Here is a 15909-nt window from a genome sequence, read left to right on the forward strand (position 1 = left end):
TCTATACTTCGCCGCCATTGAGCCCTGATGGCGGAATTGGTAGACGCGGCGGATTCAAAATCCGTTTTCGAAAGGAGTGGGAGTTCGAGTCTCCCTCGGGGCACCACATAGCAGTATCTGAGAGTCTCTACCAGCCTCTCAGACCCAGAGAAACCGGCCACTTGGCCGGTTTTTTTGTGCCTGTCTGTTTACCCCTGTCTCCCCTTATCCGTTGTATCCCTGTATCCCTGCTTGTATCCTGAGAAAAATACCGAACTTTGGGATACAAGGATGAAACGCGCAGACATCAAGCGCCGCCCCCTCGCCGATACGACGCTTGCAGGGCTTGAGCCTGAAACAAAGGAATATCGAGAACTGGATGCAAACGGCTTGTATTTTCGGGTCAAGCCGGACGGTGGCAAGTCATGGCAACTCAGGTACAAGCGGCCTGCGGGTAACTGGGCATGGATGGGCCTCGGCGGCTATCCAGAAGTCAGCGGCGCACTTGCCCGTGAAAAAGCAGCCGATCTACGTAAGGTTGTCAGTAGCGGTGCCGACCCTCTTGAACAGAAGCGTTCGGCAAAAGCGGCAATCGATGCCGCTCGAACCCGAACCTTCAGAGCAGCTGCGGAAGCTTGGCTAAAGGCAAAGGAGGAGAAAGGTCTCGCTCCCTCCACCCTCAACAAAATCCGCACCTACCTCGACAAAGACATTCTTCCAGCGCTTGGTGATAAACCTCTGGACGAAATAACCCGAACCGATTGTGCAAATCTCCAGGCCTCCCTCGAAGCTCGGGAGGCGCATAACGTTGCGGAGAAATGTCGGACGTGGGTCAATCAGATCTTCGGCAGAGCAATCGGATTGGGGCTGACAGAAAACGATCCAGGTAGCCGTCTACGCGACATCGCAGCTCAAGCACCGAAGACTCAACAACACCCTCATTTGCTAGAGCCCGAACTCGGCGAGTTCCTCACCGCCTTAAAGAACACCCCCAGCAGGCTCACCGCCAGAACGGCGGCATGGCTTTGCATATGGACAGCCTCTAGGCCGGGAATGGTTCGTCTCGCGGAGTGGAAAGAGTTTGATCTCGATAAAGCTCTTTGGACTACACCTGCATCTAAGATGAAGATGCGCCGAGACTTTGTGTGTCCCCTTCCGCGCCAAGCACTGACCGCCCTTAGAGAGCTGCAAACTTTAACCGGGCGCAGCCGCTGGCTATTTCCGGGAGTAGGCGCGAAGAACCCTACAATCAGCGAAAACACGATAAATAAGGTATTCGCGACCATTGGCTACAAAGGGCGTCTAGTTGGTCACGGTACACGGCACACGGCGAGCACCTTGCTGCGTGAACACGGATGGCCAAAGGAGCATGTGGAAGCGCAATTGGCCCACAAAGAAGAGGGCATCTCGGGGGTCTACAACAAAGCTCAGTACCTCGAGCAACGGACAGCCATGATGCAGTGGTATGCCGATCATCTGGACAAGCTGCAGAATGGGAACGTCGTTCTGGGCCAATTCGGACAAGCCATTTGATCATGCAAATCCTGAACCCTCAAAAACGCGGTGTTCCGCGTGTTCCATGTGTTCCTAAACTGCTGAGAGCCTTTAATTGTTTGGCTTTCAACGGTGGAACACCAATAGCGCCCAACTGGAACACATGGTCGATGGCACCCAAAAGGTGTTCCAAAATTAACAACACCGGCAAACAGAACTCCCCCCTCCTCACTGGCGGCCTTACAGCTCTGCCGGGCGCAAGCGCTCGCATTTTTTCGGGCACGGAAACGGGGCGAGGGGTGAATGTTGAATAGAAAATTCTACTTGAGCGCTCCCCTCAACATTGAGGGATGGGAGATTGTCGAAACGTTTGAGCGATTCACGCTATACGACGAATTCGCAGAACGCATCGATGATGCTCTCGAACTAATACTAGAAGGCCAGGAGCATTGGGCGAGCCATCTGACAGATGGGGAGTGGTCCGCTGAGTCTATTCGAGTGCTGGCAAATGTCAGACGGCTCTCCTACAACATACGCCAACAATTTGAGCGCTCTAGAGACGATTTACCTCGATGCATCCACTGGACGGTAGGTGAATCATCCAACTCAGCTATCGCTGACAGCCAATACGTTGCTGCGATGGCGATTGATCGAGCCTGCCGCGTCATTGAGACACTGGAGCATTGGTTAAGCGGCTTCGACAAGGTTCTATATGCGGGAAACTTTGAGAATTTAGCGGCTCTGATTGCAGATGCGTCAGAAGACTTTATGGAGCTTGTGGAAGAGGTACGTCACGAGCAACCTCATCTGGAAATCGAAGCACGTGAGGCGGCCGCTGACTTGATGGGTGCAGCCCGGCATTACATGACCTTGGCGAACGTCTACGCCTCTCCGCTTTTGAGCAGCGCAGATAAGATCCGGATTAGCGCAACTGCGCGCAAAGCGGGCAACAGCTCGGCAGCCATACGCCGTGAAGCCACGATAGATCGCAATGAGAGCATTTGCTCCCACGCCAAGCGCCTGCTCAGTGATGGTCGATCAGAAAGAGAGATCGTTGGCATTATCGCAGGCACCGATTCTGCACTTAAGTTACCGAGCGGTACCGCCAAGCTTTCCACAAAACAAATCCGCAATATTTTAGTCGCAAACCGTGTGATTTCTTAGAAGCAGCGTAGCGTTTACAGACTCAAATCGACATTACCTGTCATAGACATTCAACTTGGTGCTAATCAGAGACGATTTGACTCGCTAAAAAGCGAGCGCCTCCGGAGGCATAGCCACCAATCGCAAGAGGCGAGTCCTTCTCGGACAGGCTCGCCAACCATAGCCTCACGTTACGCTTGTCTAGGTCTCGTCGTTTCTTCTTAAAATACGTCATTTTTTTGGGCGTAATGTATGGGCTTAAGAATCACACGCGCAGGGGCTGCCCTCCTGACATAAGCTACTGCTACAGTATCCACAAATGCTGCACGCTCACCTTGGCATTTAAAGAAAGGAATCCACTTTGAACAAAAAAATTTCCGAAAGATTTGAAAGCTTGATGAACGAAGTAAATGCGATAGAAACAGCCAAAGTCAAAGTAGCCAGTGATTTCGGTGATGGGTGGCGAATCGACCACGACGCCCTTCTATCTTGGCGTGTAAAAGCAAAAAACATTATAATTCAAGTTTGCGGAGAAGCTTCACAGCATTTCGTCGAATTTGTTCATGCAGAAAAGTTAAACGGTTTAGGCGATGGTTATTACAAGGCATTGAAACGCACGCGAGCTGTTTTAGGGGCGGCAAAAGATGACTTTGAGGGCGGCTATTTGACGTCTATTAAGGCCTTAGTCCAAGCTGAGGTTTTCGACAATGAATTAGAGCAAGCGGAAGAGCTCTTGACAAGCGGCTATCATGTTGCAGCAGCCGTTATCGCAGGGGTCGTCCTTGAAACCGGACTTAGAGAATTATGCGACAGAAGTACTCTTGAGCATGGCAAGCTCGACAAGATGAACGCTGATCTGGCCAAGGCTGGTACCTATAATAAACTTCAGCAGAAAAGGATTACCGCGCTCGCGGACATTAGAAATAATGCGGCACACGGGAAGTCCTCTGAATTTTCTGCGGATGATGTACGCTCTATGATTAAAGAAGTAGAGCAATTTTTAGCACATTATCTAAAATGATACTCGTCCAGCCGTCAAATAGACCGAACCATCTGCATCGTTCAGTATCGATGTATTAAAGCAGCCTCATCAACCAGAGTACGAGGGATTGTATGGAACTTACTTTCTACGACAGCAACGGCCAACCATACTGCTACTGTCAAGACGGTGAACATCTTTACACATTCGGCGGCCAGCCTATTGCATATATCCATGAGGAGTCTATTTACTCCTTCGCCGGAAGGCATTTAGGTTGGTTCGTTAATGGCTGGATTTATGACCCCAATGGACGTGCCCTGCTATTCACTGAACATGCCAATGGTGGTCCTGGTAAACCCGGGCGCGCTGGTCGGCCAGGAAAAGCAGGTCGAGGTGGTCGTCCAGGAAAGGGCGGGCGTGCAGGACGCCCTGGCCGCCCTGGCTTGAGCGCGAGTTGGTCTAACCTCACTGCAGCAGCATTTTTTAACCAACCCTAACACCCGTAATGTTATTGAAAAGGGAAGTGAACCACCGTTCATTTCCTTTCCCTAATTTAGCGTTAGCCCTGTAACTCTCCACGACTACAGGAAACGTTAAATGACTGCGACAACGCTTCAATCCATCACTCCGCTTTCACACTCCGCCACTGATTTGCTTACACCCGATCAAGTGGCCGCTACTCTGGGTCTGTCTCATCGCACGCTCGCCGCTTGGCGCAGTTCGCGCCGCAATCCGCTGCCGTATGTAAAAGTGGGAAGCCGCGTGCGTTATCGACCTAAGGATGTGTCGACTTGGCTCGAAAGCCGCACACATAGCGCTGCCACAAGTGCGAGGAACGAGCAGTGAAAACCTCTCGCCTCCTCTCCTCTGCAAACGACTCTACGCCAATCGACCCATCGCTGACGCTCATCCGTATCGCCGAAGTCATGGCAATCGTCGGCCTTGCGCGCCCCACCATCTACAAGCTGATGAATGAGCCTGAAAGTGGTTTTCCTAAAACCGTAAAACTCACCAACAGCAACGCTCGCGGCGCCCCTGTCGCCTGGGTTTTGTCGGAAGTTCAAGCTTGGGCACGCGGTCGCATTGAAGCCCGTGATGAGGTGGCCGCATGAAGCGTAACTACTGCCCATTCAAAGGCCCCTTCCACGACTCCTACAGCATCGGCTTTCAGCTCTACGCTCAAGGCGGAATCAATTGGCGTCACCGCACCATCGCCGGCGTGAGCTGGAACGGTGAAGAAAAAGAGGCGTTCTTTTTCAATCCTGATGGCGTCGTATTGCCGCTCGCACCCAATCCCTGGGAACTGCCGGAGATCATCCGCAAGCACGCCGTTCGCCGTGAGTTTTCCAGCATTCACGGTCATGGCCATTTCGCGATGAAGGAAGGACGTCGTGCAGGGCTGAGCCAATCCGCGCTCAACAACTGGGTCACCTATTGGCTGATCGATCAGAAGGATGGCTACTCCAACGATTCGGACGTCTGGGGCAAGTTCGTTGACAAGGAAATTGAGCAAGAAAAGGGCATCAGTGAACGGCTCTATATAGATCTGCGCATTACATCCGACCTCAGTGAATACATGGAAGGGTGTCTGAACGAGCGGCGCAATGTACTCGCCGAGCAGCACCGTCGCCGCTACGCGGAGGATAGGAAGATCCTCGCGTGGCTCAAGGGTGACACTCCGCCTCCGTTGTTCGCCAACGTGCAGGAGGCCGCGTGAGTCATTCGATTGCCAATCAAACTTTGATGCATCCCTTTTCAGTACTGCGACGCATCGGCTTTTCAGACGCCACGATGCAGCGCCTCGAGCGCTATCGCAGCCGACAGGACAAACAGGGGCGCGTGGTCAGTGTACTTAGCTGGGCCGACGGTACCTGGTGTGCCCTCGCACTCCACTGCGAAAACATCGGTGCGGTGATTGTCGACGAAGGCCAGCAAACGGATGCCTACGAAGACGCCCGCTCAATGCTCGATGACGGCTTCCTGCCCCTGCTCAATCTGCGCTGGGAAGCCCACGCCTGAAACGAAAACGCCCCCGGCGGCAACCGGGGGCGTTTGAGGTCAATCTGTATGCCAGGTCAATTTATGTCGCATCAAAAAAATGCGCAAGGCTTCGTGCCGGTTGCGCTTGTAAAAACTCGGAGTTATCCTGCCGCCGTCGCTGCAAATTCAGCGACCGGGCGTAGGAACCCGAGAATTAGTAGGCGCATCAGCGCCCAGATCACAACTGCCGGCGTTTTTTTTCGCCTTCAGTATCGTGTTATGGCGGCTGTGTGTGGGCAGGCTTCGGCCTGGCCGGGTGCCTACTATCCCGGTATTCCTACCCCGCGCACAGCTGCCACCCAATCCCGTAGGAAGGACGGTGGCGGCTCCAGTCAGAAAGTAGGAGCCTCACCCATGCACGCCCTCATTCCGTCCAAAAATCGCGCCGCTGCACACCGTGCAATGGCTCTCGCCGCTCTACACGCCAACTCAAGTCTTGCTACACGTCTCGCCCGCTACAACGCACATATGGCCAAAGCTCGCGCTCTCGAAGCCGCAGGCGGTGCCCAATGAACAACGCCCTGAGTTTTGCCCTGCCCGAAGACATTCTCAGCGTCAGTCAGCGCGCCGGGGCTGGTGTGCCGATTGACGCTATCGCCTGCGCAATTGAGCGCGCGGACTCGGTGCTGACGTTGCTCGAAGACCACTTTGAAGGTGAGTCGCGCCTCTCCAACCGTGTTATTGCCGCCGTCATTTGGGATGTTCGCGGCACCCTCGGCTTGATCAAAACCCTCGCTCTGCACGGTGATACCACTTCCGTTCCAGCGGAGCACGAAGGCGGTGCGCTATGAACGCGTTGACCACGATTGGCCGCACGGATTTTTCGCCTGCTAATGCCAGCGGCTTGAAATTATTTCGCGTCAACGCAGGCATCCCCATCGAGGATGCTCTGGAGCTAGCCTCTCAGTTGCAAGACGACGTGAACCTGCTGAACCGCGACGCCGCCATGAGCGATCAATGCGAACGGTTTAGTTGGCCTGCTCTTTATCTAGGTGAAATGGCAAAAGCGCTGCTTGATGACGTGGCTGACACCCTGTTCTCGCCGAGGGCCGACACGTGAGCCAGCACCAGAGCAGCAAAACGAAACGTCCGAGCTTCGCCGACGTAAAAGCTGCCTCGCAGAAGGACATTGAACGTGTCCTCGCGCACTGGCTGCCCAACGGAAAGCGTGTAGACGGCGGCAAGGAATACACCGCCCCCAATCCGACTCGCACCGATAAGCGCGCCGGCTCGCTCAAGGTCAATTTGAACAAAGGCACCTGGGCTGACTTCGCTACTGGAGACAAAGGCGGAGACCTGATTGATTTAGTCCGCTACTTGGACGGCGGCACCGATGTCGAGGCGTGCGCGAAGCTCACCGAACTGCTGAGCGTGAGTGTCGGTGCTGCGCGGTCGGCTCCAATTCAAGGTAAAACCAAAGCGCCAACATGGACCGCCATACAGCCGATCCCGGCCGAAGCGATGCAACGTTGCCCGGTCCGCCATCGAGATCACGGTGCTCCGTCGAAGGTCTGGATCTACCGTGACGCTAGCGGTCAGCCACTCATGGCGCTTTACCGCTTTGATCTCGGTCCAGATGAAGACGGCAAGCCTAAAAAAGTCTTCGCTCCACTGACTTGGTGCCAGCACTCCAACAGCGAAACCACGCAATGGCGATGGCAGGGATTGCCTGACCCGCGTCCGCTCCTACGCTTGGAAGAATTGGCACTGCGCGATTCTGCACCTGTCGTGTTGTGCGAGGGCGAAAAAGCCGCCGATGCGGCAAGCGAATTGATGCCGGACTTCGTGGCCATGTGCTGGCCGAACGGGTCTAACTCTTGGCACAAGTCAGACCTGGCACCACTCAAAGGACGTCATGTTGTGCTTTGGCCGGACAACGACAGCAGCGGCTCAGCGTGCATGGAAGAGGTCGCCAAAAAGCTGCTCGAGATCGGTGCCGAATCGGTGCGATTCGTTGAACTGGCTACGTTCAAGCGCAAACCCACGCTAAGGGATGGTCTAGCCGCGTTTGCCAAAGGTGGTAAGTGGGACGAAGGCGACGATGCCGCCGACGCGCTGGCCAAAGGTTGGACGGCAGCACACGTCGCCGAGCTGGAGCGCAGCGGTGAGTTTTTCGTCTCCCTCAAACACGAGCAGTCCGACGAACCTGCAGAGCCAAAAGCAGCAGCCAAACAACCGGCAAAATCGAAAACAGATTTGCTGCCCGGTGGATTTCGACTGGCCCCCGAAGGCGTGTTCTATACCGGCGATGATGGTGAGTCGCGGCCAGTGTGTTCCTCCTTGGAGATTCTCGCCCGCACTCGCGATGACAAGGGTCACAACTGGGGTTTGCTGGTTGAGTTCGACGATCCAGACGGCGCTAAAAAGCGCTGGAACATTCCCGCTCGTAACATGACCGGTGACTTCGGCAAAGACGTATTAGGGCCGCTGGTAGATATGGGCTTGCGCTTACCTGGAACGCGCTCAGGTCGCAATGCGCGCAACGATCTTCAAAGTTATCTGCAAGGGTTCGACAGCAACGAGCGGGCACGTTTGGTCACTCGCCTTGGATGGCATGGGCCTGCATACCTGCTGCCTGATCAACAGATTGGTAACAGCCATGAGCACTTATTCTTCTGCGATTCCGGGGCGCAGCTGCCACCTATCAGCGAGGCAGGGACGCTAGAGCAATGGCAGCAGCAAATCGGTGCTCTGTGTGCTGGCAATCACCGCTTGGCGTTTGTTGTGAGCGTGGCCTTTGCCGGGCCGCTGCTGCACTTGTTAGGGCATGAATCAGGTGGCTTCCATCTGTATGGCGACAGCTCCGGCGGCAAGACGACTCATTTACAAGTTGCCGCGTCGATCTACGGCGGGCCGAGATTGGTCCGGTCGTGGCGCTCTACCGACAACGCGTTGGAGTCGATTGCCGCCGCACATTCGGACGGCGTCTTGGTACTCGACGAAATCGGTATGTGTGATCCGCGCATCATCGGTGAAACGGTGTACATGCTCGGCAACGGCACGGGCAAAGCTCGCGCCAATGATCGAGGGCTAGCGGGCCGTCAGGTGCAAGAGTGGCGTTTGCTGTTTCTTTCGACCGGCGAAAAGACACTGGCGCAGCACATGGCCGACGCGAACAAAGAGCTAAAGGCAGGGATGGAAATCCGCATGCTGGCGGTGCCTGCGGATGCGAGCAAAGGCCTGGGCATGTTCGACGTGCTGAACGGGTTCGAAGACGCCGCCGCCCTGTCGGACGCACTCAAAGCACGAGTAGGAAAATACTACGGTACGCCGCTTACCGCATTCCTGTCAGCGCTGTGCAAGCCCGGTGAAATGCTCGGCTGGACAGCCATGCTGCGGCGCACGGTAGAGCGCTTTATCGCCAAAGCGCTTCCTGCATCCGCCAGCGGACAGGCGCATCGAGCCGCTGCTCGCTTCGGTCTCGCCGCTGCAGCCGGTGAACTGGCGACGGCACTTGGTGTTACTGGCTGGCCGGAAGGTACTGCGACCACAGCGGCGCAGGTTTGCCTCAATGCTTGGCTCGAAGAGCGCGGCGGTGCCGGGAACATGGAAGGCGACGCCATTGTGAATCGATTGCAGCAGGTCATCGAGCGATTCGGTGAAAGCCGCTTCACCCGCTGGGACGGTCTTGCCGCCAAAACAGACGATCACGCACCACGGACCACCGACCGCCTCGGCTTCCGGCGCACAGTTGAACACGGCATGGGCGATGGCGTTTACACGTTAGTCACCTACTACTTCTTGCCCACCGCGTGGAGGGCGGAAGTGTTCAAAGGCATGAGCCTCACCTTGGTCAACCGGGAACTGATCGAGCGCGGGATTCTGGAAGCCAGCGCGGAAGGTCGTGCTGCGCAATCGGTGCGGCTCCCCGGGCTCGCCAAAACGAGAGCGTACGTGGTGCATGCCAACGCCCTCCTCTCCTCTGAAACCGAAGCCGCGTGAAGTTGGCGGATCGAGGAGAGCTGCCGGCCGCCTCGGGTCTGGCCCGCCCGGAATAATGCGTACAAACACCACAAATTTTGATATGGAAGAATTCTCATGAGCGAACTTCAAAAGCAACTCAAGCACCATCAAGCGGAACTGGAACGTCTCAAAAAGGCGCTACCGAATCTTAGCGCGGCGGCAAAGGAGGCCAAACGCTTCCACGCAAACAACCGCATCAATAGAGCGCCTTATCCTCGCGAAATCACTGATGCGTTTGATAACGCTAAATCTGCTATCGAGGGTCACGCTTCCGAGATCAAGCGTATTCAAAGGCTGGTCGACTGGGAAGATGGCACCCGGTTCGCGAGCGCCAACATCAAAAAGGCTCAGAAAGAAATCGGTCAGGTACAGAGCGACCTGCAAAAACTGCAGGACAAACGCCTAAAACTATCGACCAAACTGCAAAAGCTAGAGGATGAGAAACGAGCCGAAGTCGAGAAGGCCCAATATGCAGAGAAACAAGCCGCGGCGAGTTATGCGGTAGCTCTCAGTGACGGAGACGACGCAGATGAGCAGCGTGCGGAGAAGGTGCTGCGTCTCGCCTCCGAAGCACTGGCAATGGTGACACGTGGCAAGCGAGGATTGGCAGCGACCGCGCAGGCCTTGAAAAACGAAGTCGAGAAGCTCGATGTGGAAATTGCAGAGATCAGAGAGGTTTTGAAAGATCTTCGTCAGCGCCAGCTACGCGTAGCGCGGATCATGTGGGCTGACCGCATGGACAAGGCCGCTCAGGAGTTCGCCACCGTTGCGGCACACTTGGAAGCCACCGAGAAAGCCTTGGGATGGACAAGCTCGTTGAGTGAGCTCTATGTGCCCTTACAAACCCCGCATGGGGCTTCGTGCATCAGCGAGAAGACAATCAAAGATAAAGCCTATGCACTGTCCATGGAGCAGTTGCTAGCCGCATGACTCACCGCATCGCCGATACCTACGGTGTTGCTTTCCACCCTTAACCGGATCACCAAATCGCGGAACACCAAACGTGTTCCGCGTAACTGGTGTTCCGGTTATTCGCATTTGGTGTTCCGCCTCTGAAAGCCACGTATTTCGTGGCCTCCGAAGTTTCTGGAACACATGGAACACGTGGAACACTGCCTTTTCGCTACCTAAGGATTAGCTTTCCCCTCGCCCCTTTTCACGGCGTGAACCTTCAGCGCTAATGGACGCGACGGATAGCTCCGGTTCTGCCGATTGCTGTGTGCGACTAGTCCCAGGCGAAGAGCCGTAGCGGCAGATTTTACGGGTCCTCCTGAAGGGGGGGCACCTACACGGGTTATCAGACTCGCAGGTTTCCTCTAGCTGAAATGACTGCAGAGATGTCCGTCTTTATTAAGATGCAGCACATTGTGATTTCCGTGGAGCATGCCACCGACACATATAAGTGGTTCATCGGCGACAACCGCAGAGCGCGCAGCTCACCAAGATGGCTCGAGAACAGGTAACACTTTTCGACCAAGTACTTCTCTGCCATTGCTTCCGATGAGCTACGCTTCAGCTTCAAGATAAGCGCTCATTGCCAATTTTCTTGTCAAGGAAAAGTCGATGGAAGAGGAAGTGAATCTAGGCGGTTTTCATATAGACGTTAATAGAACGCTTTCTCACTTAAAGCAAGATCTAAGGGATGACTGGTTCCCCGACTTTTTGAATTATGAAGACTTTCTTAATCCGGGGATAATAACCGAGAGCATTAAATCTAACTTAGAAGAAAATTTCGGCAGGTATGAGCCAGGCAAATGTTCGATATTCAACATACCGAAAAGCAATTTTTCTGTTCGATACAGCATAGAAAGCAATATTGTCGACAGATTTGTCTTTCAAGCAACTGCCTCTTTTCTAATGAAGCATCTGGACAGCGCCCTTTCAAAACGAGTACTCAGTTATCGATTAGATACCAGTGACTCCTCAGAAAGAGAAAAATATCTGATACGTCATAAAATTGAGCAATGGAAAATATTTGAGGGAATAACAAAGTATTCAATTGACAGCGGAAGCGTTTTACTGATTACTGACATATTAAACTATTACGAAAACATACTTATCTCTGACGTTGAAACCGCGCTTTGTCACTTGCTTAAAACCTGTAATGCAAAAGGAACTCTGAAAGTAGAGTTAAGATGTGCTGTCGACACACTAGTTAGATGCCTGAAAAGTTGGAGTTTTAATGGCATCGTGGGTCTCCCCCAAAATCGAGATGCATCGTCATTTATTTCTAATGTAGTCATGTGCAGCATCGATGAAGCGATGGTAAATCACGGCTATGAATATTTTAGATACGTTGACGACATCAGGATCGTATGCGATGACAAGTATCAAGCCAGAAAAGCGCTAAAAGTCCTTATTTGTGAACTGAGAAGGCTTGGTCTAAATGTCAACTCCAAAAAAACAGCAATTATTGAAAATCGAGACTGTCAAGAATTCAAAGAGTTCTTCTCCAGTGAGAACGAAACAATCGAGCGAATTGACTCGATGTTCAGATCTAAAAGCAAATATGTAATAGCACGTTCGCTCCCACTTATAGCGGCTTACTGCAAGGAATTAATAGATCAGAAAAACACTCAGCAAAGGGGGTTCAGATTCTGCATCGACAGATTGGAAAAACTACAACGCTGCGAAAACTTCAACCTAGGCGAAGAATACTTCAATACTATTGCAGCAGATGTAATAGAAGCTCTTTCTGAACACGCTGTCACCAGCGACAGATTCGTATCGTTCCTCATGTCATGCAAGCTTAACGAATGCAACAAGCTGAAGTTAACCGACTTAATGCTTGACCGCGAAAAATCGATCTATTCATGGCAATCTTTTTTACTCTGGCGCTTACTTGCACTACAAGGGATCCGCGATGACAGATTAACTGAAACTGCACTACGTATTATCGACGAGGAAAAATACACCCCCGAAGTTAATTCTGCCTTGATCTACTTAGCAAAACATTACAAAGCAAGCCTATCAACAAACCTATTAAAATCGCTTGAGCATAACAAATGCTTTCTCTATCAGCGTGCATTATTGATAGCGTTTCATGAGATCGATACCAAGGACGTAGCCCCCCAAATACTTAGCTATATAGTTCCAGTTGCAAAAAATACTGGAAGAAGAATTTCAGCCTCCCGCTTCCGTGGGGTCTACATAAGCCCCTTACCGACATACAATTTCAAAGAAATTTATGACCAACTGCCAAAATATGAATAACATTTATTTCGCCACCATACTAAAAGAATTTAGCAATGTACGCCCCTCATGCATATATGCCATGGGACATGAAAACAAACTTCTTCAACTTAAAATAAGTGACATCGGAAAAATTGATGGAACTATTTTCTTTCATGACAGCACGCTATTAGTAGATGAATTTATTGGATCAGGAAATGCCTTACCGAACAATATCGGTGACATTGGGCTACTAATAAATACAATTGAGACAAAAGAAAACAAAGAATCCTCAGAAAAGAATAGAGACATAGTGCGACTATTCGGAACTCTCCCAGCTGAAGGAGAAGTGTTGATCTCGAAATACATAAAAGCTTTTTGGGGTGACGACACCTCAAGAAGCAATCATGAAGCTTTAACGCCCGCTATACATTATTTCTTACAAGCTGCTAGAGAGCAGCTTCTTCGATATTTAAGCAACCCATATTTCAGCTTAGCGATCCAAAGATACTTTGATATAGAACAAAAAATATTTTTTATTTTTAGCGAATTATCAGTAAAGGGGATTAGTTATGACAAGCATGCTGTAAAACTGAAGCGATCAAAATTAGAATCCGAGCTTTACTCCTCCATTAAAGAGCTATCCGACCGATCCTCACTCCCACTCGTCATACCCAATAGCAACGACAAATTGAAAGTCCTTAAAGAGCAAACACAAGGAATTAATTTTTCTTCAGACAGCAGCAACCAAATCAATCTACAAATTAAATTATTGGCAGAAACAAATACTACCATTGGCTTATTACATAAGACCATTAAAGCCAGTACTAACCTTTACATTTTCAAGAAAATACCCAGCGCTCAAAATACACTAAATCCAATCTTTGACACCATGGGAACAACAACAGGTCGAATATTATGCAAAGACCCTGAGCTGCAAAACATATCTAAGATACACCGAAACATTATTACAGCAGAATGCGATTCCACTTTCTTATATGCAGACTACGAACAGTTTGAAGCAGGTATATTGGCAAGCGTTAGCGGATGCGACGAACTAGTAGGACTCTACAACCAGGGAGACATTTACGAAACTCTTGCAATAGATGTCTATGGTGATCCCAGCAATAGAAAATTTGCTAAACGGCTATTCCTATCATATATATATGGAATGAAAGAAAAAACATTGTGCCGCGTTTCCGAGGCAAAACAAAGAGGCTCGAAAAAACGTCTAACGAGCTTTCTGGAAAAATTTATATCTATAGAAAAATGGAAAGACGACGTCTACAAAGGAGTTATCGAAACAGGTTTCGTTGATAATGGTTTTGGAGGAGTAAGGCGATTTAGCGTAAAAAACGGGGTATTAAGTGAAAAACAGCAACGAGCAGTTATCAGCCAGAAAATTCAAGGTACAGCATCTCACATCTTCAAAATGGCCATTTTAGAATTCTACGAGAATGTAGGCCACAGAGGACGAATTGTGCTTCCAATGCACGACGCCTTATTGGTATCCGCAAAAAAACGATACTCAAAAGAGGTATTCGAAATATTAACTTCCTCAATGGAAAAACCATTAAGATCAATATGTCCAGATCTCAAACCCAAGGTATCTAAAGCACAATTCTTTACGATCTAGATGCCTTTTTAGCTTCGAAGCGAGCTAATCCTGCACATCACACAACAGTCGAGGGTGACCACCAGAGGAGTAGTCAATGCGATCCCCATTAAAGCCTATATGTCGAGCTAGCATTTCATAAAACATAAATATACAGCTGTAAGAGCTGTCAAGTAGCTGCTGCGTGTTAAATTTTTTCTGCGAAAGTGTACCGTGCGCAGCGGGATGCCTTATAAGATTCCACTTATCTACTGCATTTTTCTCAAATATAGAATAAAGCGCATTTTTGACACTCGGTGTTTTGGCGCTAGCGAGACTATGGAATATTTTCTCCTGAACCCTGGATGTTATTTCCGTACCAGTCAATAGCGCCCTTAGAATGGCAGCAGCATCATGGCACTCCTGAACAAACTCCGGGTCAGCCCGTCTCAAATCAGAAAAATACTCGTTAACCATCCCTTCGACGTTTACACTCACACAAAGTGAAAAGGATTCAATACTTGCGGTTTGAGAAACACAAAGCTCTTGCCAATATTGATAAAAAAGCGGCTGTTCACAGGCAATTTTTTTCACCATTAACTTTATGTAGAGAGCACAATTATTAAGCTGCCCTGGATGACGATTGGGGATAGGTGGGGGAAGCCTCATATCTTGCTCACTCATATCTAACGCTTCTATTTTCGTAAAAGAATTAAAGCGATTTCTGCTCTCCGTCACCGTAGGTTTTAGAGGGGTCCCGCTGATTATTTCTATGGATTTCAAAATAGCACCGCAGATCTTTTTATCAACCCTCTTTTCAGAGCTAATGAATAAACTAATATAGCTCTCATGAGTTTTTAACCGACAACTGTATCTACCCACACTAAAGACACTTACGTTTCTGAGCCTTCCATCTCCATAGTCAGTGAACTCATTCTTAGGAAATAGGAAATCTTTAACATTAACGGTATATTCGTAGTAATTTACAGCAGGTGAATCCCGGTGAACTGCCATATTGGAGATTACCGAACACTCTGCCTTTACAACAGCAGTTCGCGTGGTCCAAAAACAATCAGCTTCCAGCCATATGTCTTCTCCTCTCCAAACTTTCCCATCGACCGAAACCGCTACCATACTAAAGTAAGAAGATTTTGGAAAAACCGTGCCAGTGGGCGTATTATTAGATAAAGCAGAGGATGTCATTATGAGAAACGGAGAGGACGATTTCTTACATTTGTAGTTCATACAAATATAAAAGCAACCCTTTTTATCCTGGATAATTCTTCCGGCAGCTGAGTAGGTCACACGGTTCTTCGCGCATTGCTGACTTAGTGTGATTTTTGCGCACTCAATTACTAAAGCACCTTCCCTAACATCGATAGATAGCTGCTGCGCGTCTGATACTATTTTTTTCATTAGACAATCTCATATTTTATCTTTACAGAGCAAATCAAATACATCAGTACAACCGTACCGCGACTAGGTTCTCGCTCGCTACATTCAACCACATCAGACACACTTCACATTTACTATATGTCAGATACAC

15 protein-coding genes and 1 tRNA gene are annotated in these 15909 nt (G+C 50.5%); 15 read left to right on the forward strand and 1 reads right to left on the reverse strand.

Annotated elements, in window-relative coordinates:
- The first annotated feature begins 21 nt into the window (after window positions 1-21).
- The 15 genes from AC0Z5Z_RS24030 to AC0Z5Z_RS24100 all read left to right on the forward strand — a co-directional run bounded on the left by AC0Z5Z_RS24030 (window position 22) and on the right by AC0Z5Z_RS24100 (window position 14405).
- Window positions 22-106, forward strand: a tRNA-Leu gene (locus AC0Z5Z_RS24030).
- Window positions 107-270: 164 nt separating this feature from the next.
- Window positions 271-1512, forward strand: coding sequence for a tyrosine-type recombinase/integrase (locus AC0Z5Z_RS24035; protein ID WP_485611738.1), 1242 nt, complete (start codon window positions 271-273; stop codon window positions 1510-1512).
- Window positions 1513-1776: 264 nt separating this feature from the next.
- A complete protein-coding gene (locus tag AC0Z5Z_RS24040; RefSeq protein ID WP_485611739.1) occupies window positions 1777-2637 on the forward strand; it encodes a hypothetical protein in 861 nt (286 codons plus the stop codon).
- A 340-nt stretch (window positions 2638-2977) separates the two neighbouring features.
- Window positions 2978-3637: a hypothetical protein gene (locus AC0Z5Z_RS24045; protein WP_485611740.1), complete on the forward strand. Its 660-nt coding sequence runs from the start codon at window positions 2978-2980 to the stop codon at window positions 3635-3637.
- Window positions 3638-3729: 92 nt separating this feature from the next.
- Window positions 3730-4092 carry a 4-fold beta flower protein gene (locus tag AC0Z5Z_RS24050; RefSeq protein WP_485611741.1) on the forward strand — a complete coding sequence of 121 codons (363 nt, stop codon included), beginning with the start codon at window positions 3730-3732 and terminating at the stop codon, window positions 4090-4092.
- A gap of 100 nt (window positions 4093-4192) precedes the next feature.
- On the forward strand, window positions 4193-4441 hold the full coding sequence (locus AC0Z5Z_RS24055; RefSeq protein ID WP_485611742.1) for a helix-turn-helix domain-containing protein: 249 nt from the start codon (window positions 4193-4195) through the stop codon (window positions 4439-4441).
- Window positions 4438-4707 (forward strand): helix-turn-helix transcriptional regulator, encoded by a 270-nt coding sequence (locus tag AC0Z5Z_RS24060; RefSeq protein ID WP_485611743.1) that lies wholly within the window; start codon window positions 4438-4440, stop codon window positions 4705-4707. The genes AC0Z5Z_RS24055 and AC0Z5Z_RS24060 overlap by 4 nt, the downstream gene beginning before the upstream one ends.
- Window positions 4704-5312 carry a hypothetical protein gene (locus tag AC0Z5Z_RS24065; RefSeq protein WP_485611744.1) on the forward strand — a complete coding sequence of 203 codons (609 nt, stop codon included), beginning with the start codon at window positions 4704-4706 and terminating at the stop codon, window positions 5310-5312. Before AC0Z5Z_RS24060 ends, AC0Z5Z_RS24065 begins: the two co-directional genes overlap by 4 nt.
- Window positions 5309-5614 carry a hypothetical protein gene (locus AC0Z5Z_RS24070; protein WP_485611745.1) on the forward strand — a complete coding sequence of 102 codons (306 nt, stop codon included), beginning with the start codon at window positions 5309-5311 and terminating at the stop codon, window positions 5612-5614. Before AC0Z5Z_RS24065 ends, AC0Z5Z_RS24070 begins: the two co-directional genes overlap by 4 nt.
- A gap of 530 nt (window positions 5615-6144) precedes the next feature.
- Window positions 6145-6426 (forward strand): hypothetical protein, encoded by a 282-nt coding sequence (locus tag AC0Z5Z_RS24075; protein WP_130888221.1) that lies wholly within the window; start codon window positions 6145-6147, stop codon window positions 6424-6426.
- Window positions 6423-6695 (forward strand): DUF3077 domain-containing protein, encoded by a 273-nt coding sequence (locus tag AC0Z5Z_RS24080; RefSeq protein WP_485611746.1) that lies wholly within the window; start codon window positions 6423-6425, stop codon window positions 6693-6695. Before AC0Z5Z_RS24075 ends, AC0Z5Z_RS24080 begins: the two co-directional genes overlap by 4 nt.
- Window positions 6692-9577 (forward strand): DUF927 domain-containing protein, encoded by a 2886-nt coding sequence (locus AC0Z5Z_RS24085; protein WP_485611747.1) that lies wholly within the window; start codon window positions 6692-6694, stop codon window positions 9575-9577. Before AC0Z5Z_RS24080 ends, AC0Z5Z_RS24085 begins: the two co-directional genes overlap by 4 nt.
- A 96-nt stretch (window positions 9578-9673) precedes the next feature.
- On the forward strand, window positions 9674-10528 hold the full coding sequence (locus AC0Z5Z_RS24090) for a hypothetical protein (RefSeq protein WP_095048367.1): 855 nt from the start codon (window positions 9674-9676) through the stop codon (window positions 10526-10528).
- Window positions 10529-11161: 633 nt separating this feature from the next.
- A complete protein-coding gene (locus tag AC0Z5Z_RS24095; RefSeq protein WP_485611748.1) occupies window positions 11162-12811 on the forward strand; it encodes an RNA-directed DNA polymerase in 1650 nt (549 codons plus the stop codon).
- Window positions 12786-14405, forward strand: a complete 1620-nt coding sequence (locus AC0Z5Z_RS24100) for a DNA polymerase (protein WP_485611749.1) — start codon at window positions 12786-12788, stop codon at window positions 14403-14405. The genes AC0Z5Z_RS24095 and AC0Z5Z_RS24100 overlap by 26 nt, the downstream gene beginning before the upstream one ends.
- Window positions 14406-14429: 24 nt before the next feature.
- On the opposite strand, the gene AC0Z5Z_RS24105 is transcribed toward AC0Z5Z_RS24100, so the two are convergent.
- Window positions 14430-15779 (reverse strand): hypothetical protein, encoded by a 1350-nt coding sequence (locus tag AC0Z5Z_RS24105; protein WP_485611750.1) that lies wholly within the window; start codon window positions 15777-15779, stop codon window positions 14430-14432.
- Window positions 15780-15909: the final 130 nt, after the last annotated feature.

The sequence above is a fragment of the Pseudomonas sp. 1L-E-NC-VB-C3 genome (assembly GCF_057291535.1).